The sequence below is a fragment of the Paraburkholderia sp. LEh10 genome (genome assembly GCF_017814945.1).
In the GTDB taxonomy this organism is placed as follows: Bacteria; Pseudomonadota; Gammaproteobacteria; order Burkholderiales; family Burkholderiaceae; genus Paraburkholderia.
Map to the genome: position 1 here is coordinate 167639 of NZ_JAGIPX010000001.1, position 23188 is coordinate 190826.

Annotated in this window: 21 protein-coding genes; 5 read left to right on the forward strand and 16 right to left on the reverse strand. The window is 61.8% G+C overall.

Annotated features, from left to right (window positions below; all coding sequences use genetic code 11):
* Nucleotides 1–19: 19 nt before the first annotated feature.
* On the reverse strand, nucleotides 20–214 hold the full coding sequence (locus J8I87_RS00830) for a hypothetical protein (RefSeq protein ID WP_209929545.1): 195 nt from the start codon (nucleotides 212–214) through the stop codon (nucleotides 20–22).
* A 253-nt stretch (nucleotides 215–467) separates the two neighbouring features.
* Between J8I87_RS00830 and J8I87_RS00835 the strand changes: the two genes are divergently transcribed.
* The 3 genes from J8I87_RS00835 (at nucleotide 468) to J8I87_RS00845 (ending at nucleotide 1654) form a co-directional block, all read left to right on the forward strand.
* Nucleotides 468–992 carry a hypothetical protein gene (locus J8I87_RS00835; RefSeq protein ID WP_209929546.1) on the forward strand — a complete coding sequence of 175 codons (525 nt, stop codon included), beginning with the start codon at nucleotides 468–470 and terminating at the stop codon, nucleotides 990–992.
* A complete protein-coding gene (locus J8I87_RS00840) occupies nucleotides 989–1207 on the forward strand; it encodes a DUF2795 domain-containing protein (RefSeq protein WP_209929547.1) in 219 nt (72 codons plus the stop codon). Before J8I87_RS00835 ends, J8I87_RS00840 begins: the two co-directional genes overlap by 4 nt.
* Nucleotides 1208–1372: 165 nt before the next feature.
* Complete coding sequence (locus J8I87_RS00845; protein WP_313063647.1) at nucleotides 1373–1654, forward strand: DUF6566 family protein; 282 nt, start codon at nucleotides 1373–1375, stop codon at nucleotides 1652–1654.
* Between the two features lie 224 nt (nucleotides 1655–1878).
* Here J8I87_RS00845 and J8I87_RS00850 read toward each other — a convergent pair whose 3' ends face one another.
* From J8I87_RS00850 to J8I87_RS00860, 3 genes are all read right to left on the reverse strand, one after another.
* Nucleotides 1879–2967 (reverse strand): glycosyltransferase family 4 protein, encoded by a 1089-nt coding sequence (locus J8I87_RS00850; RefSeq protein ID WP_209929549.1) that lies wholly within the window; start codon nucleotides 2965–2967, stop codon nucleotides 1879–1881.
* A gap of 879 nt (nucleotides 2968–3846) precedes the next feature.
* Nucleotides 3847–4317: a BON domain-containing protein gene (locus tag J8I87_RS00855; protein ID WP_209929550.1), complete on the reverse strand. Its 471-nt coding sequence runs from the start codon at nucleotides 4315–4317 to the stop codon at nucleotides 3847–3849.
* Nucleotides 4318–4448: 131 nt separating this feature from the next.
* Nucleotides 4449–4976 carry a GNAT family N-acetyltransferase gene (locus tag J8I87_RS00860; RefSeq protein WP_209929551.1) on the reverse strand — a complete coding sequence of 176 codons (528 nt, stop codon included), beginning with the start codon at nucleotides 4974–4976 and terminating at the stop codon, nucleotides 4449–4451.
* Nucleotides 4977–5274: 298 nt separating this feature from the next.
* On the opposite strand from J8I87_RS00860, the gene J8I87_RS00865 reads away from it, so the two are divergent.
* Nucleotides 5275–5580, forward strand: coding sequence for a hypothetical protein (locus tag J8I87_RS00865; RefSeq protein ID WP_209929552.1), 306 nt, complete (start codon nucleotides 5275–5277; stop codon nucleotides 5578–5580).
* 24 nt (nucleotides 5581–5604) lie between these two features.
* On the opposite strand, the gene J8I87_RS00870 is transcribed toward J8I87_RS00865, so the two are convergent.
* The 7 genes from J8I87_RS00870 to J8I87_RS00900 form a co-directional block, all read right to left on the reverse strand.
* Entirely contained in the window at nucleotides 5605–6450 is an 846-nt protein-coding gene (locus J8I87_RS00870) for a TetR/AcrR family transcriptional regulator (RefSeq protein ID WP_245253615.1), read from the reverse strand.
* 118 nt (nucleotides 6451–6568) lie between these two features.
* Nucleotides 6569–7432, reverse strand: coding sequence for a 4Fe-4S dicluster domain-containing protein (locus J8I87_RS00875; RefSeq protein ID WP_209929553.1), 864 nt, complete (start codon nucleotides 7430–7432; stop codon nucleotides 6569–6571).
* Nucleotides 7433–7442: 10 nt separating this feature from the next.
* The gene (locus tag J8I87_RS00880) at nucleotides 7443–10421 is read right to left on the reverse strand and encodes a molybdopterin-dependent oxidoreductase (protein ID WP_209929554.1); all 2979 of its coding nucleotides are present in this window, start codon (nucleotides 10419–10421) and stop codon (nucleotides 7443–7445) included.
* Between the two features lie 226 nt (nucleotides 10422–10647).
* The gene (locus tag J8I87_RS00885) at nucleotides 10648–11352 is read right to left on the reverse strand and encodes an OmpW/AlkL family protein (protein WP_209929701.1); all 705 of its coding nucleotides are present in this window, start codon (nucleotides 11350–11352) and stop codon (nucleotides 10648–10650) included.
* 663 nt (nucleotides 11353–12015) lie between these two features.
* Nucleotides 12016–14022: an acyl-CoA synthetase gene (locus J8I87_RS00890; protein WP_209929555.1), complete on the reverse strand. Its 2007-nt coding sequence runs from the start codon at nucleotides 14020–14022 to the stop codon at nucleotides 12016–12018.
* Nucleotides 14019–14975 carry a fumarylacetoacetate hydrolase family protein gene (locus J8I87_RS00895; RefSeq protein ID WP_209929556.1) on the reverse strand — a complete coding sequence of 319 codons (957 nt, stop codon included), beginning with the start codon at nucleotides 14973–14975 and terminating at the stop codon, nucleotides 14019–14021. The genes J8I87_RS00890 and J8I87_RS00895 overlap by 4 nt, the downstream gene beginning before the upstream one ends.
* Nucleotides 14976–15009: 34 nt before the next feature.
* Nucleotides 15010–16080 (reverse strand): VOC family protein, encoded by a 1071-nt coding sequence (locus tag J8I87_RS00900; protein ID WP_209929557.1) that lies wholly within the window; start codon nucleotides 16078–16080, stop codon nucleotides 15010–15012.
* Nucleotides 16081–16507: 427 nt separating this feature from the next.
* On the opposite strand from J8I87_RS00900, the gene J8I87_RS00905 reads away from it, so the two are divergent.
* Complete coding sequence (locus J8I87_RS00905; RefSeq protein WP_209929558.1) at nucleotides 16508–17272, forward strand: TetR/AcrR family transcriptional regulator; 765 nt, start codon at nucleotides 16508–16510, stop codon at nucleotides 17270–17272.
* Between the two features lie 162 nt (nucleotides 17273–17434).
* Here J8I87_RS00905 and J8I87_RS00910 read toward each other — a convergent pair whose 3' ends face one another.
* The 5 genes from J8I87_RS00910 to J8I87_RS00930 all read right to left on the reverse strand — a co-directional run bounded on the left by J8I87_RS00910 (nucleotide 17435) and on the right by J8I87_RS00930 (nucleotide 23188).
* Nucleotides 17435–17749 carry a hypothetical protein gene (locus J8I87_RS00910; RefSeq protein ID WP_209929559.1) on the reverse strand — a complete coding sequence of 105 codons (315 nt, stop codon included), beginning with the start codon at nucleotides 17747–17749 and terminating at the stop codon, nucleotides 17435–17437.
* A gap of 78 nt (nucleotides 17750–17827) precedes the next feature.
* Complete coding sequence (locus J8I87_RS00915; protein ID WP_209929560.1) at nucleotides 17828–18553, reverse strand: membrane integrity-associated transporter subunit PqiC; 726 nt, start codon at nucleotides 18551–18553, stop codon at nucleotides 17828–17830.
* Nucleotides 18550–20145, reverse strand: a complete 1596-nt coding sequence (locus tag J8I87_RS00920) for an intermembrane transport protein PqiB (protein ID WP_209929561.1) — start codon at nucleotides 20143–20145, stop codon at nucleotides 18550–18552. The genes J8I87_RS00915 and J8I87_RS00920 overlap by 4 nt, the downstream gene beginning before the upstream one ends.
* A 16-nt stretch (nucleotides 20146–20161) precedes the next feature.
* Nucleotides 20162–21538, reverse strand: coding sequence for a PqiA/YebS family transporter subunit (locus J8I87_RS00925; RefSeq protein WP_209929562.1), 1377 nt, complete (start codon nucleotides 21536–21538; stop codon nucleotides 20162–20164).
* Nucleotides 21539–21724: 186 nt separating this feature from the next.
* Nucleotides 21725–23188, reverse strand: a complete 1464-nt coding sequence (locus J8I87_RS00930) for an efflux transporter outer membrane subunit (RefSeq protein ID WP_209929563.1) — start codon at nucleotides 23186–23188, stop codon at nucleotides 21725–21727.

The window sequence follows — 23188 nt, forward strand, 5'->3', positions numbered from 1 at the left end:
GGCAGCCACATGGGCAGGTTCAGGTCGACGCCCGGCATTTGCAGCAACGCATCGTGAGCCCGCCCACTTCCGGGCCGCATTCGATTTTCCATGGTGTGCGCTGCCCGCAGACCGTCGTACCGTCGAACATCCTCAACGTGTAGCGCGCGAGCACCAGGGTATCGACAAGCTTCGCGTGATGCTCCGCCTGTCCGATGACGACTCCTGCCTTCACGGCATGTCCTCTGACTTCGCTACAGCATCCGCCGGTCCTGGCCTATAGAAGTCATTCGTCCGCACGCGAAGCAGGTTCACGGCACGCGCAATCTGAGCACATGCAGACCTTGCCACAGTGAGCGACGACGATGTCAAGCCACTACTACACGCCTATCGGCTTCATATCGCCGTGCGGCACATCGCTTGCAGATTCGCAAGCGTCACAGACATTGCGCGCCTCGAATCGACTTCGTGGCGCGCGGAGACCGTCAATGAAAGCGATCAGGCGCGCCCAATGCAGCGTGAAGGCAGAAAACGAATCCGTATCGCGCCGCGCGTTGCAGTCGGGCATTGCGGCAGGCACGCTGGCGGCGGCCTTCGCCGCCTGGCGGGCAGCCTCCGAAGGTTCGACGATGCTCGCGCCGATCAATGCTGTCACGCACTGCCTCTGGCCGCGCCGCGCGTTCAGCGAAACAGGCTTCAGCCCGCGCTTCACACTGACAGGTTTCGCGATTCATCAGGCGTCGGCAGTTTTTTGGGCGATGCTGTTCGAGGCGGTCAATGCTCGGCTCGCTCGCGGCGCGCGTCGCACCGACCCCGTGGCGACCGCGACGGCAGCGACGGCGACGGCCGCGACCGCATATATCGTCGACTACCACGTCGTGCCCGAGCGGCTCACGCCGGGCTTCGACGAACATCTTTCGAACCGCTCGCTGGCCGGCGTGTATGTTGCGCTGGCCGTGGGCTTCGCCGGGGCCGCGCTGCTGCGCAGCCGACTACAGGGAGATCGATCATGACCGCGTCCGACGCAAAGAATCCGCAAATCCGCAAGTTCATCGACGTGCAAAAGGCATTGAAGGGCGCCTCCTATCCGTCCAGGAAGGAAGAACTGCTCAAGACCGCGAAGGGAAACGGCGCCGATGAAGATGTCATGGAAGCACTTGCCGCGCTCTCCGACGAGGAGTTCGACAGCCCCGCTGCAGTCTCGAAGGCAGTCGGTAACGAGGAATAGCCCGCTACGTTGTCGGTGGGGAGTTCGATCCCGAGGGCGCTTTGCGCTGGCGTCGCTGCCACGGCATTGTGTTTGCTCGTTCTTTGCTGTCTGGTTGCCAGCTTCTTGCCGGCTTTTTGCCGAGTATCATCACCGCGATCATTCGCCGATGTGAGACGCCCTACTATGTCCTCCCTATCGCACTCCGACGAGTCCCCGCGCGAGTACTTGGAGTATCGCGGCTACAACGTGACCATCTACGCTAAGCGCAACGACCGCGACAACTGGCGAGCCGTCATTGACGTCGAGCGTGACGGACAACCCGTGCAACTGGACGAACCCGAGAGCATCGGACCATTCTGGGAGACACGTGAGGAAGCACAACGGGCGGGCCTCGAACGCGCGCGCTACTTGCTGGATCAGCTCGACGGCGTGCTTGACCTTCGCAATCCGGCGCGACCGACGTGACCGGCCAGCGCCGCGCGCTCTCGTGATGGTGACGGCGCGGAGCACGCTTCGGACAGAGCCGACATGTGCATCGCCCAGGTAGCGCCGTTATACGGATCAGTCCCGCCACGCGCTTGCGGCGCGACGGAACGCATCGTCCACTACCTGGTGGAAGAACCGGCTTGGGGGTTGGGTGTAGCGTGCCGTGCGGCGTAGCGCGATCACGTTGCATAACCAGCCAGGGCTCATGGTTCCAACGTACTATCGTGGCCACCGCTCCCGGCGACCGCCCGAAGCCGCGGGCGAGTCGCCGCGGTCAAGCTGGCATAGACGTCGAGATAGCGCTGCGCCATCGTGGTCGAAGTGAAGCGATGTTCGAACCGCTCGCGCACTTTGCTACGCGAAAGAGCAGCGAGTCGAGTCGCGGCGCGCGCGGCCCCATCGACATCGTCGACGACGTAACCCGTCACGCCGTGCTCGATCACTTCTGGCACAGAACCGCGCTTGAACGCGATGACGGGCGTGCCACATGCCATCGCTTCGATCATTGCCAGACCGAACGGTTCGGGCCAGTCAATCGGGAACAGCAGCGCAAGGGCGCCCGACAGGAATTCGGACTTCTCAACCTCGTTGATTTCGCCAAGGAAATCGACATGTGGCTGCGCCAGCAGCGGCTCGATAACCTTCCGGAAATAGGCTTCGTCGGCCTTGTCGACCTTTGCGGCGATCTTGAGGGGAAACCCTGCGCGGGCGGCGATTTCGACAGCGAGATCGACGCGCTTTTCCGGAGAGGCCCGGCCGAGGAAGGCCAGGTAGGTCGGCCGCACATGCGGCTGCGGGGTCAGCAGATCCACGGGCACACCGTGGTGGATGGTATCGAGCCAGTTTGCTGCGGGAAGAGGCGCCCTCTGAGAATCCGAGATTGACACCACCGGCACCTGAGGAAACAGGTCGAAAACGGGCCGCAGCTCGGGCAAGTCGAGACGCCCGTGCAGCGTGGTCACGAAGGGCGTTTGCATCTGCGAGAAGACAGGAAACGGCAGATAGCTGAGATGGAAATGAAGGATATCGAACTCATGTGCGCGGCGGCGGACGTGTTCAAGCATCGCGAGATGCGGCGCGAGCGGATCGCAAATTGAACGGTCGAGGCGTAGCGAATGCGGCCAAGCGGCCTCCAGGTGCGCGCGCGTGCGTGAATCGCCGCTCGCGAACAACGTGACGTCATGGCCGAGAGCGACCAGCGCCTCCGTCAAATATGAGACTACTCGTTCTGTTCCGCCATAAAGTGCTGGGGGCACGGCCTCTTCTAAAGGGGCGATCTGTGCGATACGCATCGGACAACTCCATTAGGTGCTGATCTTGGGGATACATGCAGACGCGGAACGGGGTCCACTCGTCCCGCCTGCTCAAGCGGGGCGTCGGCGTGTGCTCCGACGCGAAAGCACGAACAACCTGCATATGGCGTTCCCGGGACGTGCACATCGACGTGGAGTACCGCCGCGTTGTGAATTCGGCGGGTGGGCGATGGCGAAAGCGCGACGATTCCCCGTTGCACCACCGGCTCACCGCAGCGTTTGTCAAAATGGCATGTCGCTTTGTGAGCATTAACCGCCAATTTTTAGGGCCAGCGCGATTAGGCCGTTGCGCACGACGGGGCCCGCGCCCTGCAAGGATTCGGAACACACCTGTTCTCTGACGGCGATTGCCGCGAAGGCCTCGGAAACCCGTCTTCCCGAATGGCCGGCGTGATCAATGACTGCTCGCCGACTGCTGCTCGAGCCACCCGTCGATGACCGCGCGCGCCCTCGTCTGCATCGCCACTGTCAAAGTAAGCGCACTAGCCTTTTCTTTGTTCGCGTGACCTGCAAACGCTGGAGGCACCTCGCGCGGTTCCTGTCCGTCACTGCGCGCGAAGGATACGCTGCAGGTCAGCCGTGCGCCGGCCTGTTCCAACCGCATGAGGACGACAAACCCCCGATATGTTTCTATCTCGCAGGCCATCATGCCCTCTCAGTTCCGTTTCTCAAATGGCACGCGGTGACCATGTCGTCATCCCGAACTTGCCAATACGATTTGCGCAACAGACGTTCCTGCAGTCGACGTACCGAGCCAGCGCTGCTGATCGCCGATCAGCGAGCTCAACGGCTCGCGAGACGCGCAGACTGGCTCATTTAAAGGCTGCTCTCGGATCGATCCCGTTTCATAGCGTGTACTCAATTGCGTCCATGTCTTGCCACGCCCTGCAAGCCAGGCAAATTGCCCCGATCGTCGTGCACCGACAGGCAGTCTTCGATCCGCTCGATGCCCGGGACGGCCGCAATTTCCCGTATAACGCGATCGTGGTCGGCAGCGGGAACTTCTCCGCCGACGCACGCCACGCCGTGGTCCACGCGAACATCGACCGAGCGCGGATTGGCGATTACGTGGCCCAGTCTGGAACGCGCGCGCTCCGTCAGCTGCAGGTCGCTGGCAGGCGCACTCGATACTGCGTTGTGCAGCATCCCATACGCGCGTCCAGCGACCTTTCGCGCCTGAGCCTGTGAGCTCTTCCTGATCCTGCGCGAGGTCGCGCCCATCTTGTCGCGCAGCATCGCCCGTCGCCGCTTGCCCAACTGACTGTCGAAGTAGTACATCGCAGCGGCACCGAGCGCCGCCGCCGCGACACCCCTCAAAAATGCTCTCACGTTCGCCTCCGTTCGTCGCCCTGGTTGCTGCATCACGGGCGAGCATCGCACGTACCTACCGTCCGACCCGTCGCATCCGAACGCCGCACTCATCAATCACCGATCCGTTCGCGCACCAGAACCCATGCAAGTCAATCGCGTTCGCCGCGCGTCGTGGAGTCGTTGCCAAGATGCTTGCCGGCCATCTGATCGGAGCCGGTCGCTTCGGCCAGCTGCTTGGCGAAGCAGTGCGCGTCGCTCTGGGTAGCATATATTCCGAAACGTTCGACACGCGTAAAACCATTGCGCTCATAAAAGGCAATCGCGCGACGGTTGATCGCACGCGTTTCGGCCACCAGCGTTCGATAGCCGGCTGTAACGGCTTCGACTTCCAGCATTTGCAGAATCGCTGCACCGACGCCCAAAGAATTCGGCCTGCTGTAGATGCGCTTCAATTCCGCGACGCCATCGTCATGTCGCCGGAACGCTCCGCAGCCAAGTGGCACGCCTTGCACCGTTCTCGCGACGACGAACGCGCCGCGAGCCGAACAGAATTCTTCAACGCTGAATCTCGATCGCCCGCCGTCACCCGAGTAAAGAGCGAGCGTCGCACTGAGTTCGTCCAGTAGAGTCTGTGCGTCCTGAGAGTGTGGGTCTTCGCGGCGAACGATGACTGTCATGGCAGATTGCGTCACGTGTAGTCTCCGTCTTGCTCGTCAAAAGGTGTCCGATGGCCAGCAAGATCAGTTCCTTGAACTGTTGTATGCTTCGCCGTCGTACATGAGCCGGAAATCGTATGTGACTTATTTGTCAGCGTAGAAAATGATACACACACGTTAAAGACGGCCGGGCCATGGGACTTACGCACGCGCAGTGCATCGTCGCAGGATCGGAACCTGGTCGTCGTGTGGCGGGAGAAGCCGCGCGGCTCGGACCATCAGGCGTGAATGCCCGACCGCACGGTGAGCGCGGGATCCGATGAACAGTAAGCATGGCGTTCCGGGCGCCCAGAGACGCATCGACACGACGGATCGAGCGGACATGCCGCCACTCGCGATCGCCGAAGAGCCGGGCATTGCCCCAATTAGTCAGCCATGGGTTACGCCCGGAAACGGACTGTGCCAATCCATCCAGTCGTATGAGTCGCTGGATTGGGCCCATGCCCAATTCGCTGAAGAAGCGGGAGAAATCGCAACGACGGCACCCTTCGCCGAGGAATCCAGGCTCATGCCGTCGTTGGTGCCACATTCGGTATCGCAATTGTGGGACGCGTTGCTATCGTGATTCATTGCCACCTCGTTCAAAGGTTCAGGTGCACGACGCTGTCGCGCTCGCAGGATGCTCTTCAACCCGTATCTCCCCCGCTTGTCGCGACAGCACCCACGAAAGGAATTGCGCTAGCACGGATTGAATCGCCTGGTCGGTCGCTGTCTGCGGATTGCACATCCTGAGAAACTGCACGCCATCGCACAGGCTCGCGAGGCTGAGCGCGAACGTGTCTACGTCAACGGACAACCCTCTGTCGCCATCCGCCACGAGCGTCCGTATGTGGGCACCGACCTGCAGGAGTTTTTCGCGCCGGAACGCACGAACACGCTCGCCAAACGCGTTGTCGCGGCGTGCAAGGAGTTGCGCCTCGACCCAGAGCGGGAAGCTATCGCTTTCGACATAGTCCCTGCTGTAGTAAGCGATCGCGCGCGCCTGCGCCTCCTCGGGCGTGCCGCGATCCTCAACGATGGCTTGCAGTTTGGCCCGCGCCTCATCGCGATCGCGCCGCAAAAGCTCCGTCAGCAGTTCCTGTTTGCCGCAGAAATTGGAGTAGAACGCGCCACGCGTATAACCGGCGGCTTCAACGATGTCTTCCACGCTCGTAGCGGCCACGCCCTTCTCCAGGAAGATGGTTCGTGCGGCGTCAAACAGGCGCTCCCGCGTCTGCTCTCTTCTGCGCGCGTGCGTCAGGCGTTCTGGCTTCATGGCATAGCTTACGATGACGTCGCCGTCTTGATTCGCCGAGGGAGCGAGCCAATCAGATGGCGGTTTCTCAACAAGTCCGTCGACACGATGCGGCGGAATAGCGATATTAGACTCATAACTGATGCATTCGTCAATATACAGAATGAGGGCACGAATCAACGAGGAGTCGACCTGGTACATGCAGCGCCTACTGCGGCTGCAACCGGTTGCCCATCATGCTCGCTCGCCCGCTTTGGGCCTGCCTGAAGCCAGCGACGGAGCGGTCTGCTGTTTCAGGTAAGGGCGGCCCCGTTGCGCCTCATGCGGCTTCGACCGCGCGGGTCGATTGCACAAGGCTGATTTCGCCCAAGTACACGCTTTCGCCCAGTTCGCATTCACGCGATGCATTGCCCATCGCATGGTGAATCTCGATCCGGTAGATGCCGCTATCTTTCGCGAGGCCGTCGAACCGGAAATCGCCGAACGCGTCGGAGACTGTTTCCGCAACCCTCTGACCGCCCGAATATAGGACAGCGGCAGCACCAGCGACGCACTCTACGACGCCGCCCACCCGCGCACTGACACTTCCACCGACGAAGCAGCTTTCCCAGCGTTCGAGGCCGCCGTACCACACGCGAGGCTTCGTGCCCAGGTGCGGCCGCAAAACCTGGAGCCCTTCGCGCCGGGCTTTTTCCGCCATCGCGGCGTCATCGAGCCTGACCGTCTCGAACACGCCAGTGGGGCAAGCCTGTTCGCATCGCGGATGTGGCCAGCCCTGGTCCAGCAGGTGCGCATCGAAGATCCAGGTCTGCGGTAGCTGCAGTTCCTCGTTCCACACGATCGCCTTGTACGGACAGGACTTGACGATGTCCTTCCGGCCTCGTGCCTTGTCCGGGTCGATGATGACGATGCCGTCGGCGCGCTTGCGGACCGCGTCACCGCCCACACGCATGCAGGGCGCTTCGTCGCAGTGATTGCACATCACCGGCAGGTACGTCGTTTCGACCATGTGGGAATCGCCCTGCACGCGGCGCAGGATGCGAACGGGGCTCTCGGCACGGGCCTCGGCGGGCGCGGAGTAACCGGGGAAATCGTTTCCAACGTGCTCATCGCGCGCAGCGATGACGCAGTTCTGGCAGTTCTCGCATTGGCCGACCTTGATAACCAGGTTCCACTTGCTCATTGCTTGCTCCTTACGCTGCGCGACCGAACAGGAACGTATCCGCGCCTTTCCACTTTTCAACCTGCACGAGACATGAATTCGGACTCATGCTGCTTGTGCCCGCGGTTTGCGGCCGGTCGGGCGTCAGCATGTTCATGCAACCGCCGATTTCAACGCGCTCGCCGTCTACTTCGATCAGATGGAATTCGGCACTCGCCTCGTATGACTTGACCACGCCTGCAGTGACCAGGGGCGACACGTCAGCCGCACAGATGACGGCGCCCCGGTCGTTGTAGACCTTGACGAGATCGCGATGGGCAATGCCCCGGGCCGCCGCGTCGGCGGGCCCGAGCCGCAGCAGCCAGAAGCGATGCCCCCCAATCAACGCGCGATGATCTTCGACGCTGTTAACCGACGAGTTCTTGCCGTCGCAATGCGTGTGGAAGCTGTACCGGCTGTGAGTAGCGATCAGTTGCAGCGGATAGCGCTGAGCCAGTTCGGAGCGCAGCCCCTCCCACGACGGAATGTACCGGTTCAGCGCCGGGCGCTCGGGGTTGTCCGCGGTGTGCCTTTTCAGCAATTCCGGCACGAACTCGAGCTTGCCACTAGGCGTCTGCAGACCCATGCCGAATTTTTCAGCGTACTGCGATGGCATCGGATGCGGTTCCGGCAGGTCCTTTCGCCGGCCTTGCGCGAACCAGCGCATGTCCACTGGATGTCGCAACTCTGGCTTTTCGGGCGGCACGACGAAATAGCCTTTCCGGCAGAAGTCGCGCCACGAAATGTGATCCGGCAGATCGGAAGAGTCGAATACCCGCTTGACCCAGTCGAGTTCGCCGCATCCCTCGGTGAACACGCCGCCAAGACCGAGACGGGTCAAAATCGCGGTGAAGATGTCGTAATCTGAGCGGGACTCACCCAGAGGCTCGATGCATTTGTGCTGCAGCGTCACCATGCGATGATTGACCGTGTTAAAGCCATGATGCGCGTAGCCGCCGGAATTCGACCATTCGCCAATGTCCCAACGCTCCAGCGACGTGCACGCCGGCAGGATGATGTCGGCGAACTGCGCCTCGCCCTCCATCCAGATCGACTGGTTGACCACGAACTCGATGCTCGAATGCCGGTACGCGTCGGCCCAGCGTCCGGATTTCGTCACTGTGCTGAAAGCGGACCCGCCATAGCGATAAATCATGTGGATCGGCGAGTATCCGGGCATGGGGTAACTGAACGGCGCGAATTGCGCTTCCTGCGACATGCCATCCCAGAGATAGCCCGTCGCATGCCCGTTGATGATGGCATCCGGTAACTGCTGCCGCGGAACCATCTGCTTGACGGGATTCATGGTCAGGATGTGCGGCATGCGCTGATAGTTATTCACCGCATTCGCGGTCCACGCAAGGTCGCCCGACATGCCGCCGTCCGCGTAGCCTGGAAAGTAAAAATGCAGATCGTGCGGAACACCGATCTCGAGACAGCCGAAATTCACGCCGGGCTTGCCCCAGCCCTGCATCGCCATCATCATGATCATGCAACGCGCCCATTGCGCTCCCGTCGCACCGCGCCCCGCCCCACCGAATCCCGCGCCCGTCATCCCGACAGCCAGATAGACCTTCTTCTTCCCCCACAGACGCGCGAGCGCGCGAACGTCCTTGGCGGGCACGCCCGTTTCCTGTTCCTGCCATTCCGGGGTTTTCGGCACGCCATCCGTTTTGCCTGTCAGATAGGCCTGCCACTCGTCAAACCCGGTCGTACGGCTAGCGACGTATTGCTTGTCGTACAGACCCTCGGTCACCCACACATACATGATGGCAGTGGCAAGCGCCGCATCCGTTTGCGGCCGTATTGGAACCCAGCGGCCGCCCAGCAGCTGCGCGGTCGGATTGCAGTGCGGATCGATATGGACGAACTCGATGCCGAGTTCCTTGGCCCACAAGCGCCGCGGCGTCCCCTCGAACCCCGCGTAGGCGCCGTTGGTGCTCTCCGGGTCGCAGGACCAGAAGACGATCATGTCGGCTTCCTTCAGGCAGTCCTCGATGCCACCATAGCCCGACGGCACGCCAACGCGCATCGAGTTGCCGAAGTGATGCATCGCGCCCCAGTACCATCCTTCCCAGCTGTCCGGATTCGCAGCCACTCGCGTAAAGCCAATAAGGTTGGCAAAGCGCGTGAGCGCGCTGAGGTAGTAGCCGATATTGCCCCACTGGTGATGCGACGACATGGGGAACGTGATGGACCCGGGACCGTGCACGCGCTTTTGCCGGTTGATTTCTTTAGCGACGATGTCCAGCGCCTCGTCCCAGCTGATCGGCACATAGCCGGACTTGCCGCGGTTCTGCGGGTTGCGCTCACCGTCAGGATTGAAGTCGACCCGCTTCATTGGATGCAGAATGCGCTTGTCCGAATAGACGAGCGACTTGATCGCCAACGCGTGGGGCGCGACTAGACCGCGCCGTGGCGGGGCGAAACGGCGCCCGCGCGCCTCGATCTCCCAGCTCGAAGCATCCTTGCTGTCCAGATCGATAGGCGTCACGCGCACGATGCGATCGTCCTTCACGTAGACGAACAAAGGTCCGCCGTTTGTGCAGGTGGTATAGCGGCGCGTTCCATCCCGCATCGGCGTGCCCATCGGCAGGCTGACCGTTTGCATCATGCTCAGCGTTTGCATGAGCCAGACCAGCAGCTCATCGTCGCCTTCCGTGACGACCTTGAAATTCTTTGCCGCGTGGATGATCTCTGCCTGATCTGGACTCGGCGAAAAAAACTTCAGCGCGGTAGCGGCATCCTTGAAAAGCATGGACACGTCCGGCTGTGGGTGGGAGCCTGCGCTCGACCGGATGCGGCCGTTTCTGATCTCGATGGCCCGACCGATGCTTCGATCCATCAGCCCGATCCAGGCAACGACCTCACGTTCCTTCAGGCGCTCACGATACTCGGGAAAGCGGCGTGCCGTCAGCTCGAGCACTTTGGGCAACGCAAACAGAATCGATTTGAACAGCTGGCGTTTCATCGCTTCCCCCGAAACAAAACATTGCCGTAAAGGGATAGTGCGCATGCGGGCGCAACCGCTGCGCCTGCGCGGCTTAACGGATTTATGCGGCGTGTAGTCATGTCCGGGCGCGCGTGGTCAGCTTTTCTGGAAGGGCCACTTTCGACCTCTTTTTGGTGCATTGGAATCTCTTGACTGGTTGTAGGCCTACCGCCGATCAGGCAAAGCAAAATGCCATGTGCTCGGGCTAGAACGTGTAAGCGACATTCAGAAAAACATTGACGGGATTAATCCGGATCGTCGATCGGGAAACGACATGCGTGCCATTCGCCGTCGTCCCATCCAGCGTCAGGTGAGTCTTTAACGGGACATAACCGACAGCGGCACCAACAGACCAGTTCTTCGTGACGGCGTAGTTTGCGCCGATCTCGAACACCGGATTCCAGGATGAACTGAGTGATGCGTGCGCCGACCCGCCTGGTCCGAGGTTATCCGTCACAAATTGACTATTGGTCGTGCGAACCTGGGTGAACCATGTATAGTTCACGCCCAACCCGACGAAAGGACGGAATTTCGACTGAGCCTCGAACAGGTGGTATCGAAGAACGATAGCGGGCGGCATCGGTCGCGTCGATCCGAGGGTGCCATACTTCGCGAGCGTGCCGTCACCGACCAGATCGACGGTCAGTGGGAGGCCAATGAGCGTGGCGACGCCGAAGTGGTCGGTAACATAGTACTCGGTTGTGATTCCCATCGTATCTGTGGACGTCGCATGCGCGCCGGTGCCGGGTAGTTGCTGATTCACCGTCATTCCACCAACACTTTCCACAGTAAGCGGCGTTGCACTACTCTGCGGCGCAACGTGAAGCCACCCTGTGGCCAGAGTGAAGCTTCCAGCCGTCTGCGAACTTGCATGATCTGCAAGCGCAGCCGAGCAGATGCAAACCGTCATGCCGGCAGTGCGAATCTTTCTCCTGCAGTTCCTCAAAGTGTCTTCTCCTGTCTCGATGGCTGATTTTTTTGTACACAGCTTTAACGATCCGCTCACTCAGCTGCGGAATGTTTGCGTCGAGCCCTTCACAGGCTGTGTGCGCATTGCAAATCCGACCACTTTTCTGTAGTTATACTAATTTAATTGTCCTGACTTCCATTGTCGTTGCATTTATCTAAACTTCGTTACGGCGTGATCTCCTGAACTGAGCCCTCTCCAATTACATGTCCGTTCGTCTTTCGGGCGATTGCTAGTGGTCCTCTAATGCCTGGCGGGTTAGTGAATGCGCATCACCGGCCGTTCACTGTCAGGCGGGAACACACACCACGAACCATCGCCGTGCCGGAAGAAAAACAACCCGACGGACCCACTCTGCAAAAGCAGCTCGATGTGCACACAGATTCCATGAGTCGAGTGGCGACGATTGAACCGGGTGACCTTAACCGGCGCCCCGGAAGTCGGTCCCAGCCATTTATGCACAAGCGAACGTAAGGTCCTTCCTGATGCGATGCTCATCTTCTTTCCCAACCAAAAACAATTGCTCCAGCTGCTGCCAACGAAATCGACTTTGTGCACGTGTCATTGAAGTGCGAGTGACTGAACGTGCCGTGGACTAGGGACACGTCACTGCGGGCCGCTAAGCGTCCCGATCGCTGCTGTGCTCTCGTCGCTGCTTTGTGAAGTGGCCGCGACAGTGAGCGAAAAGGCGAACGGGAAGCGTCCAAGCGTTGAACCTGCCAGTCCTTTAAGCTCAGCGTCCGGAAGTTCGACGTGAACGGAGACTCCGCGCGCGTTGTCTTCAATGATGCTAACGGTTGCATCCTCGACGCCAGCCTCTGCGAGGGCCGACCGAAGCGCGTCCGCCGTTTCGCGTCGTTTCAGCGCAGGCTTGAAGATCTTGCCGACGCCCGTCAGCGGCATCGCATCGACGACCCGTATTCCCTTTGGAACCGCGGCGCGCTCGCTGATCTCGTCACGCACGAACCCGGCGAGTTCGGCCTCGGTCGCCGTTGCGCCGGGTTTTAGCTGGACATAGGCGACGGGCAGCTCGCCTGCATGCATATCCGGACGTCCTACAGCGGCGGCAATCTGCACTGCAGGATGACGATGAAGCGCTTCTTCGATAGCCGCGGGGTCGATGTTGTGGCCGCCCCGGATAATCAGTTCCTTTTTCCGGCCCGTCAGCCAGAAGTACCCGTCGGCATCGCAGCGCCCAAGATCGCCGGTATTGAGCCAGCGCCTGCCGTCACCCAGCTCCATCCAGATTCCACTATCCTGCTGCGGCCGGGAATAACCGACGAACACATTCGGGCCGGAGATCACCAGCTGGCCCACCTCGTCCGCAACGCAGTCCCGCACATAGCGGCCGGTTCCGTCGACCACCACGGCCTTCATCGCCTGTCCAGGCAGACGCAGGCCTATCGAACCGGCCCTGCGCTCCCCAAGCGGTGGATTGGCGCTACTCACGCACGTACCTTCGGTGAGACCGTAGCCTTCGAGGATACGTATGCCTGTACGGTCCTGAAACGTCCTGAGCAGTTCTACCGGCATTGGCGCAGCGCCGCACAGGCCATACTCGAGCGAGCTGATGTCGTGCCCGTCAACCGGAACGTCCAGCAGTGAACCATAGAGCGTCGGAACACCGCTAAAGAAGTTGATGCGGTAATGCTCGACAATTTCCCAGAAGCGCCTTACAACGCCCTCGCCCCGATAACCCTGCGGTGTGCCGAGAACGACGTGGGCGCCGCGCGAGAACGCCAGCAGGCCTGTCACCATCACGGCATTAACGTGGAATAGCGGCAATCCGCAAAACATCGTTTTGCCCGGCCCGATGCTTTCGCCGAAGAACTGAGCCGCATTCCACGCATTGGCCACCTCATTGCCGTGCTGGCGCATCGCAATCTTCGGCAGTCCCGTGGTGCCGCCCGTGCAGAAGCAGGACGAAACGTCGTCGGTGCTTATCCGACGCGAATCATTGAGCGCGACCCCGGACTCGCTGGCGATGGCGGCGCTGAATTCGTGGATCCGGATCTGCGCGGGGACCGCGCTGCGCAGACCGCCCTCGCCATGCAGCCTTTCGATTTCGCGACGCTGCTGCGTTCGGGCTGCGGCTGCCTTTTCCCCGTGCATCCGGTCAGCGAGATTGACTAGCACCAGATCTCGCAAAGCCGGGACCCCGGCCAACGCCGATTGCACTCGTTGCCATAGGTCAATCCCGGGAAACGGCGCGAGCGTGACGAGCACACTGGCACCTGAGGCCTTGAGCAGCTCGCCGATGGCTTCGCTTTCAAGCAGTGGATTGATCGCGCAGACAATCCCCGCTGCTTCGGCTCCCCAGATCACAAAGTGCGTCTCTGGCAGATTGGGTAGCACATAGGCGACGACGCTGTCCCGTTCCACGCCCAGTCGCGACAGCATGTTTGCCGTGCGGGTGATATCGCGCACCAGTTCGCTGTACGTCCAGCGCTCCGGGCTCGCGTAGTCGTCCGCCGTCGCGAAGAAAGAAAGCGCAGGTGCCGAAGGATCGATGGCGGCGCCCCGGCAGATCATCTCGTAGGTATTCGACGGTAGATCCGCCTGCCGTTGCGTTTCGATAGCCAGCACATCGCCCAGGTTTGCGACGCCTTTCATGCTGCCTCTTCGACAACGACGTTATGCTGCACGCCCAGATTGATGCAGCGGTCGTAGCTGACGATCTGTGCCTCCACGACGTCCCCTGGCTGCAGGTACTGCGGCCTGTCTTCCTGCATCTTAAGGAAGAGCCGCCATTTTTCCGCTTCAGGCAGTTGCGCCGCGGCCCGTTGCTTCTCGGGTGACGGAATGCTCAACGCACAACCAGATGGCGTGCCCGTTGCGAGCAGGTCGCCCGTGTGCAGGTCCTGCACGCCGGACAGCTCCGTCAGGGTCTCGGCCGGGCCATAGACAAGACCGGCAGTAGTGTCATTCTGGCGGACGGTACCGTTCACCGTCAGCGTCAGCACGAGCTCTTTCAACTTTGGAAAGTCACCCTTCTCAAGCAGGCAAAGGTAAGGACCGACAGGGCCAAACGTCCGGTAGCTCTTGCCCTTGTAGAACTGCATCTGCGGAATCTGGATATCGCGCGCGGAATAGTCGTTGACGATCACAGCGCCAGCAATGTATTCATGCAGGTTTTCGTCGGTGACCGTCTCACGGGACGTGATATCGCGCTTGAGCACGAGACCAAGCTCGATCTCATAGTCAAGGAACCGCACCGCGTTGGGCTTTACGACGTGCGAGTTGGCCGGAACGATGCAGCTCGTTGCCTTCGTGAAGATCATGTTGAACTTCTTCACATCCGGGTCCATGCCGGATTCGATCATGTGCTGGCGATAATTTGCGCCCTGACAGATGAACTGCTGGTTCGCAGTCACGGGCGACAGCCATCGCACTTCCGATTCAGGAATCGTTGGTCCGTCCAGCACAAGCAGCCGTTCGACGGGATTCGCTTCGATAAACTCAGCGGTTGAGTTGAACTCGCCCGGAACCGGTGTGATAGCGTTATCGGCTACTACGCCCCACTGGGCGCGGCCTTGATGCAGGTAATGCAGTACGTGAACTGCCATTTGTCGATCTCCGGCTTCGATGGATAGGGTTGGCTCAGGCGAAAAGCTTAGCCAGCGTGCGCAGCTTGCTGAGCGTCAGGTCAGGGCTGCGGCGCAGGTTTTTGAAAAGCGCCACCATGCTCGCGGGCGTGAACCTGGGCTTCGTGAAACTGCGCGGCATCGTCGGCCCCCACTGGGCCATCGCTTCACGGCTCACGGCATGGATGCCCGTCGGCTCGTCGGACGTGAACAGGTCGCCGTCGCAGTAGTGTTCGTGCTTGTCGCCCCACGGGTCCTGCCAGTAGTCGAAGATCTGGCTACCGAGGATATGCCGGCCGATGCCCCATGCGTGGTTCCACCCGTTATCGCGCAGCACGCGCTGGCCCATACCGACCGCGTCCGCGTCAACGAGTTCGTAGGCGCTGTGGCTGTAGGTCGCGACAAAACCCTGTGCAAGCGCAAGCGTGTGATGATCCGCCGGTCTGTCGCCGAGATCGAGGCGCATGAACGCGACAACCGGCGAGCCATCGGGAAGCACCTGCACGTCGCTCGGGATAAAACCGAAATGGCGCGTGTACCACGCACAGGTTTGCTGATAGTCGGCGAGTTCGAGCACGACGTGCCCCAGCCGGATGATCTCTGGCGCGCGCTCCGGTGGTCGCTGCGTACCGTTGATGCGCACGGTTGCATCGACGGAATTGAACGACAACGGCAGCCGGTGCGGCAAGACTGATGCGGGCGCCTGGCCCCAGATCGCATCGACACGAAAACCGGAAGGGTCTTTCAGTCGCACCACGTAGCCGCCGCCTGGTAACACAGACTGTTCGACCTCTGAAGCGCCGGGCAGCGTCGCGAGCGCATCGAGCTCACTCCTGCTCGCGACCTGCAGACCAAATCCGACAAACTGCGCTTTCGGCGCCTTGCGCACGACATAGCAGAAGTGCGACGCGTCTGTTCCACGCAAAAGCAGCAGCGCTTCGCCCCGCGATACCGTTTGAAGCCCAAAGTCATTGAGAAATCGTTCAGCTTCCCCAAGGTCTGGCCTGTCGAATATCAGATAGGCCAGGGCGGTCGCTTTCGCCGTTGGATGAGGGTGGCGGGCCGGCTGTGCAGTTGTCAGTTTCATGGCGGAAGGTAATCAGGCGGTTGCGATGGCTGATGCGGCTTCGAGCGCTGGCACGCTGGCACGATGGCGCCACGGCAGACGATGCTCTCGCGCAATGAAGTTCCCGACGGTATTGCGAAGATCTTTGGTCATTGCGCGGACGCGCCGTAAGCCTCTCACGCGACACCCTGCGATGCGGTGCGTGCTCGCCGGCTCATATGCCGGCGCGATAGGGATAGCGGGTCCCGATACCCGGACGGGCGGACGAATAGCGTGATGCCGGCCGGTCGGCCCGGCGCCATGTCTGGTTGCTGTCTCCACAGTCACTCCACGTGTTTTAGTTTGACCGGCCCTCGGTGCCGTTGATGACATTAAACTCATAGCTGATCGTTTTGTCAATAAAGACATTCGAATCTATACTGCGGATATGACCAGATCTGGATTCATCATGACAAAGACGACAAATCGCCCGACAACAAAGCGTTCCTCGCGAGCAGCGCCGGCCGTCCCGGCTCCCGCCGCTCCCGTCATCGAAGAACGCGAGCCGCGCGGTGCGCGCCGCAAGCGTGAGACGCGCGCCCGGCTGCTCGACGCTGCCCTCCGGCTGATGGCGGAGAAGGGCATGGAGGGCGTGGCGATCAATGAGATTACCGAGGCCGCCGACGTAGGCTTTGGCTCGTTCTACAACCACTTCGAATCGAAGGAAGCGATCTACGCGACGCTCGTCGATAACGTGTTTGAAGAATTCGCGAACATGCTCGATCGCCTCGCGGGCGGCATTACCGACCCGGCGGAGGTGGTCGCCGTCTCTGTGCGCCACACTGTCCTGCGTGCGCGGCACGATCCGGTGTGGGGGCGTTTCCTGATACGTGAAGGGTTTTCTGCGCGCGCGATGAGCCGCGGGCTGGGCCAGCGGCTGCTGCGCGACATCGGCAACGGCATTGCTGCGAAACGTTTCGTCGTTGCCGACCCGTTTATCGGCTTTCTCGCAGTGGGCGGCACGGTCCTGAGCGCGATCGCCGCCGAGCTGAACTTCGTCGCGCCAGGCGCGAGCGCGGCGGGCGTGCTCAAGGAACTCGGCTTCAGCGGCGAGCACTTCCCGGAGCGCACGGCAGCGATGTTGCTGCAAACGCTTGGGCTAAAGCGCGCTGAGGCGGAAAAGATTGCAGCGCGGCCACTGCCCGTCGTCGATGAAGCCGTCGAGGAAAATTGAGGACCGTGAAACGAGCAGTTCCGGTGAACGCGCGCTGGCCGGACCGGCCATGTGATTGTTGGTTCTTTCATGGCGGCCGCGCGCCAGGCGTGCGAACCGATTGTCATCGGAAGGCGTCGTGACAGTCTCGCCACGGGGGCAATCGCGTGGTGTCCGCTTTGCTCAATCGTCCGCCAGCGCAAGAACGCTGGCGATCAATTCCTGGTCCTCGTTGTCCAGCGCTTCGCGGTGAAACCTCGAAAGATCGCGCAGCGCTGAACAGACGAGCCGAACCGGATGGGGCGTCGACGGCAGAAGCGGCCAGGCATGTAGCAGATAGAGCAACGGCGTGATCTCGCGCCGCTCGCACCACCGGTCGAAGAGCACGATACAGAGATCATCGACCTGTTTGCGCACATGGGCGGAGCCGTCGCTGCCATCCGCGGCCCGTACCAAGGTAAGCCCGGTCGCCATTTTGCTGTTCGGAGCCTTGTTCATTCCTGTCCATACAAATGGGCGTGTTTGCCTATCGAGAGAGTGGCGCAGGCCCGCGCCAACTGGCGGCGGGCAACGGACTCATTCCTCAATGCGCGCAACCGCCCTGTCAGCGGCTGTCTCAACCGCGTCTGTCATATGCGGGCAAGACAACATCCTGTTCCGCGCTTTGCCCGAGGCCCCAGTGGGCCTGAACGGACTATCCGTGGCGCTCGCGGCGAAGGCGCGTATGACCTTGGCTATTTGTGCAGCGACTACGCTTATCGCGCGGCGGTGGCCACCTACGACCGCCTGATATCCATCAGAAACGGGCTCGCTCACTACACTGTGGCAAGTCAATGTCTCGTCGTCCGTCAACGTGCGTACATCCCATACGACGTCAATCAGCGCATGTGAACCAGGCCAGGATTCGAAGCGCTGGACATCGACGGCAACCTGATAGACAGGAACGTCCCCACGGGCGACGGTCTTCGCGCCGGGCGCGCCAGCCTTCTGGCTCACGCCAGCAACCAGCGCATAGCGGATTTCGTCCGGTAGGGACGACGCCCACCGGTCGTCCTCCAGTACCTGGACCTGTGCCGCATTGACCTGTACCACAAGCTGGCTTCTTGCCACGGCGGCCGGCACCTTGACCGGACGCACGTCGATGCGAAATGATGGACTCGCAGTATTGCCCGCAATCGTCGGCCCGGCTTCCGTGCTGAGCGTGTAAAAGCGCGTCGGCGGCGAAGCGCACGCCGTCAGGATCGACAGACCAATGACGGTCGCGGTCCGCACGACCGTGCGCCATGAACAGGATTGCCTCATGGCCTGTCTCCTTTCTTGCCGAACAGCAGCGCCTGCGGATGACGCTCCAGGTAATCGGCGAGCGTATTGAGGGACTGCAACGTACGCGTCAATTCCTGCATGGCATCCTGGATATCGGTCTGCATGGGGGCAGTCTGGCGCAATGTCGATTCCGCAGTGCTGAACGTCTTTTGCGCGGCAGCGAGCGTGTCGCGGGCTTGTGGTACGACTTCCGTATCCATATGCGCGAACAGCCTGTTGGCGTTTTCCAGTGCGCCATTCAGATTCGCACCAATCCGGTCGAACGGAACCTGGTTCAATTTCCGTGCGATGTCCGCTATCTGTACCTGGAGTTCGTCGAGTGTATTTGGCACGGTCGGGAGTTCGATCGGGTTGCCGTGCACATCGACAGTCGCCCGGGGCGCTTTCGGGAACATGTCGAGCGCGACATACAACTGGCCCGTCAGCAGGTTGCCCGTCCGCAATTGCCCGCGCAGCCCTTCCATCACCAGGTGTTGCAGCAGCTCGTGTCCACCCGGCGTGTCCGGCGCCGGTAGCGCCTCGCTCGAGCGCCGGCTGAGCCTGTCGGGATAGAGCGCCATCGACACCTTCATGCTGAAGCTCTTCTGCTTCTCGTTGTATTCGATACCGATGTCGGTCACCTGCCCGAGCGCAATCCCGCGAAGGTCGACGGGTGCGCCCACGGACAGTCCACGCAACGACTGGTTGAATCGCATGACCACATTGAGCGGCGGGCCGTCGGGCTCGCGCATGGCGTCCGGTTCGTCCGCGGCCAGGCGAAAGACCGCCTTGTCCTCTGCCGGTTGTCCCCTTTCCTGCCCCGCCGGAGACTGGAAGGCCAGCCCTCCGACAACCACGGTCGCAAGTGATTGCGTATTGAGCTTAAGGCCGTTGGAATCAAGACGAAGATCGACGCCGCTGGCATGCCACCACCGCGTGTTCGCACCGACGTACTGGTCGAACGGTGCATTGACGAAAACATTCACGATCACACCCGCGCCGCGCGGTTCGAGCGAGTAGCCGACCACCTGGCCTACCTGGACGCGATGGTAGAAGATCGGCGCGCCGATATCGATCGAGCCCAGCGATTCGCCTCGCAGCGTGTACTGATGCCCCGGCTGCCCCGTCGTGACAATGGGCGGATTCTCAAGACCCAGAAACGCCGTTTGCCTTTCGGTCGAACGCCCGATATCCACGCCGATGTAGGCACCCGAGAGCAACGTACCGAGGCCGGAGATACCGTTGGCGCCCACGCGCGGGCGCACCACCCAGAACCGCGCGCCTTGCGTCGCGAACTTTTCAGCGTCCTTGCTCAACTGGATGCTCACGATGACGCGCCGCAGATCGCTGGACAGCTTGACGGCCTGCACCGAGCCGATCTCGACGTCCTTGTACTTGACCTTTGTCTTGCCTGCCTCCATCCCTTCGGCATTATTAAACGTGACACTCACCACCGGTCCTTTTTCGGCAACGGACCGGGCCACAAGCGCTACCCCGATCAACGCGGAGATGAGCGGCACCAGCCAGATCAGGGATGGCAGCCAACGTTTGCGCGGCTTGAGTTCAGGACTGGAAAGATTGGAAAGATGCATTCTTTGAAATTCTGTTTCAGGATTTCCGGTGTGCGGTGACCGATGAAGCGGCCAACGCTTTATCGTTGGGGCGGATACGCGGTCCTGCGTTGTCCCAGATGAGACGCGGATCGAACTGATGCGACGCGAGCATGGTGAGAATCACCACCGCTCCAAAAGCGAGCGCGGCCGGGCCCGCAGTGATCACGGCAAAGGAACCGAAGTGCACCAGTGTGACCGTCAGCGCGACGACGAAGACATCAAGCATCGACCATCGGCCAATACGCTCGACCAGCCGGAACAGACCTGCCCTTTCGCGGGGCGCCCAGCCGGAACCGCGGCGGACTGTTGCCGTGAGAAGCGTGAGCGCTACCAGCTTGAGCATCGGCACGAGAACGCTGGCGACAAAGACGACGACGGCGAGCGGCCAGTCTCCCGATGACCAGAAGTACGCGACGCCGCCCAGAATCGTGTCGTCCTCCGCGCGGCCCAGCGTTGAGGCGTGCATGATGGGCAGCAGATTCGCCGGGATATAGGCGAGCGCTGCGGCAACAAGCAGACTGACGGTTCGCGTCAGGCTCTCCGGCCGCCGTTCATGCAGAACGTGCTGGCATCGCGCGCAGCGCTGGTGCGCCTGACATTCGCTACGCGTCTGAACGAGTCCGCACGCATGACAGCCGATGAGCCCGGCGCGTTGCGCCGTGATAGCAGGCGATGAACCAGCTTTGCACGCTCGCAATGAACGCGTGAAGTGCCCACGGCCCGTACTCACTCTCGACCAGCGAACGCCGCCCCTTCGCGAAGACCCGATCTCGTCGCGAACGGCCCATAGCCCGCTCGGTTCAAATAGGGCGACCACGCCCAGCATGATGGTGAGCGCACCCAGTGCGAACAGCCCGGGCCCCGGGATGACGTCCGCCATGCTGACCATCTTCACGATCGTCACCAGCACGCCGAGCATGAGCACCTCGACCATGCCCCACGGCCGCACGAGCTGCACGAGGCGCAACATTGCATCGAACCGGAGCGGCCGCTTGCCTGTGCAAAGCGGCGCCAGCAGATAAAGCAAGGCCAGCAGTTCGATCAGCGGAAAGAGGATCGACGAGCAGAACACCATGGCCGCGACGACGCGCATGTTGCCCGACCATAACGAGCGCACCGCGCCAAACAGCGTCGCCTCGGACGTCATGCCGTTCGCGCGCATTTCGATCACCGGGAAGCTCTGGGCAATGCAAAAGGTGATGAGCGCAGCAAGCGTGACGGCGCAGATCCATTCAAGCGGCAACCCGGCACCAGGTAGCGCTGGCAGGCTCGCACCGCAACGCGAACAGCTGGCGCGGCGCCCCCTGACACTGGAAGGCTTGCGAAACAGCAGGTCGCATTCGTGGCAGACAATCAGTTTGTGATATTCCATTCGGCTGAAGCTGAAATCCGGGCGCCATTCACACTCGCCCAAAGCCTGCATTACGCGTTTTTCGCGCCGCGACGTCTGTCGATGCGTCTACCAGGCGGCTATCGGCTCGTTCAGGCTAATGCACTGCTGAGCGGCGAAAGGGTCCGGACCCGGCCGGATTCCCAACGCCATGTTCGTGAGACCCGGTCACTGTGTTGACGCTGAAGTCTGCTGGGCCGCCGGCAGTTCTCCCATCGCCTGGAACAATGCCGCTGTATCACTCATGCGCTGGCCCGCCGCACGCGCGGCGCCGATCTGCGCATTCAGATACCGCGACTCGCTGGCATGCGTGGCCGCCGAAGGCAGTGAGCCCATCCGGTGCCGCGACGCCGTATCGTCGAATGCCGCGCGCGCGGCGTCTGCGGCCACTTCCGTCGAAGCAAGCGCCTGCGCGTCGTTATCCAGTGCGGCGAGCGAATTCGCCACATCCTGGAACGCAGAGAGCACGGTCGACTTGTAGTGCAGCACGGCGGCGTCGTAGGCATCGATGGACGCCCGGCGTTGCGCGAACAGTGCGCCACCGTGGAAGATCGGCTGCGACAGACTCGCACCGATTGCCCACAGGCCGCCCGCGCCCGAGAGCACCGCCGGCCAGCTAAAGCCGCCGCGCCCCATCGAGCCGGTCAGCGACAGGCTCGGAAAGAGTTGCGCCGTGGCCGCGCCCACATCGGCGGCTGCGGCCTTGACGGCGGCGTCGGCTGCCTGGATGTCCGGGCGCGAGCGCAGCAGGTCCGACGGCACTGCAACGGGAACGTGATCGGGCAGCGACAGGCTGTCGAGGTCCGGCACGCCCGGGGCGTTGTCCGGCGTGCGGCCCATCAGTACCGCAAGCGCATGGATCGCCGAAGCACGTTGCTGGCGCAGCGCCGGCAGCGTCGCCGCAATCGAAGCCGCGTCCTGCTTCGATGCGAGCGCCTGCGCGCGAGAGACCGAGCCCAGCGCGTAGCGCTGCTGGTCCTCGTTCGCCGCATCGTTCGACACGGCAACGAGCCGTTCGGTGAGCGCAATCTGGCGATCGAGCGCCGCCACATTGATCGCACTCCCTACGATGTTCGCGGCGAGCGCACGCCGTGACGCCTCGAGCTCAAACGCCTGCACGTTCACACGCGCCGCGCTCGCCGAATTCATGTAACGCGTCTGACCGAACAGGTCGAATGTGTAATGTGCGAGCAGTTGCCCGGCAAAAAAGTTGTATTGCACCTGCTCCGGGCCGAGCCCCGGCACGACGGGTGAGCGCGCGCGCTCGACCTGCACGGCGCCGTCGATGGACGGCAGCGTCGATGCGCCGACCTGCGCACGAAGTTCCTCTTGCGCCGCTGCAAGCGTGCGCTGCGTCGCCGCTAGCGTCGGGCTGTTGCGCAAGCCTTCGTCGACGAGCGCATCCAGCGCGTCGGAGCGGTACAGCCGCCACCATTGGGTAACGGGAGCCGCGCCAACATCAAACGACTGCGCAACACCACCCGCGGCCACCGTCGTCGACGGTTGCGCCTGGGCACCGTAATGCTCAGGCGACGGCATCGCCGGCGGCTCGCCGCTGGGCCCGAACGAGCAGGCGGTCACAGCGAGTGCCGCGATCACAGCCACCACGGATGTCTTGTACGTAAAACTCAT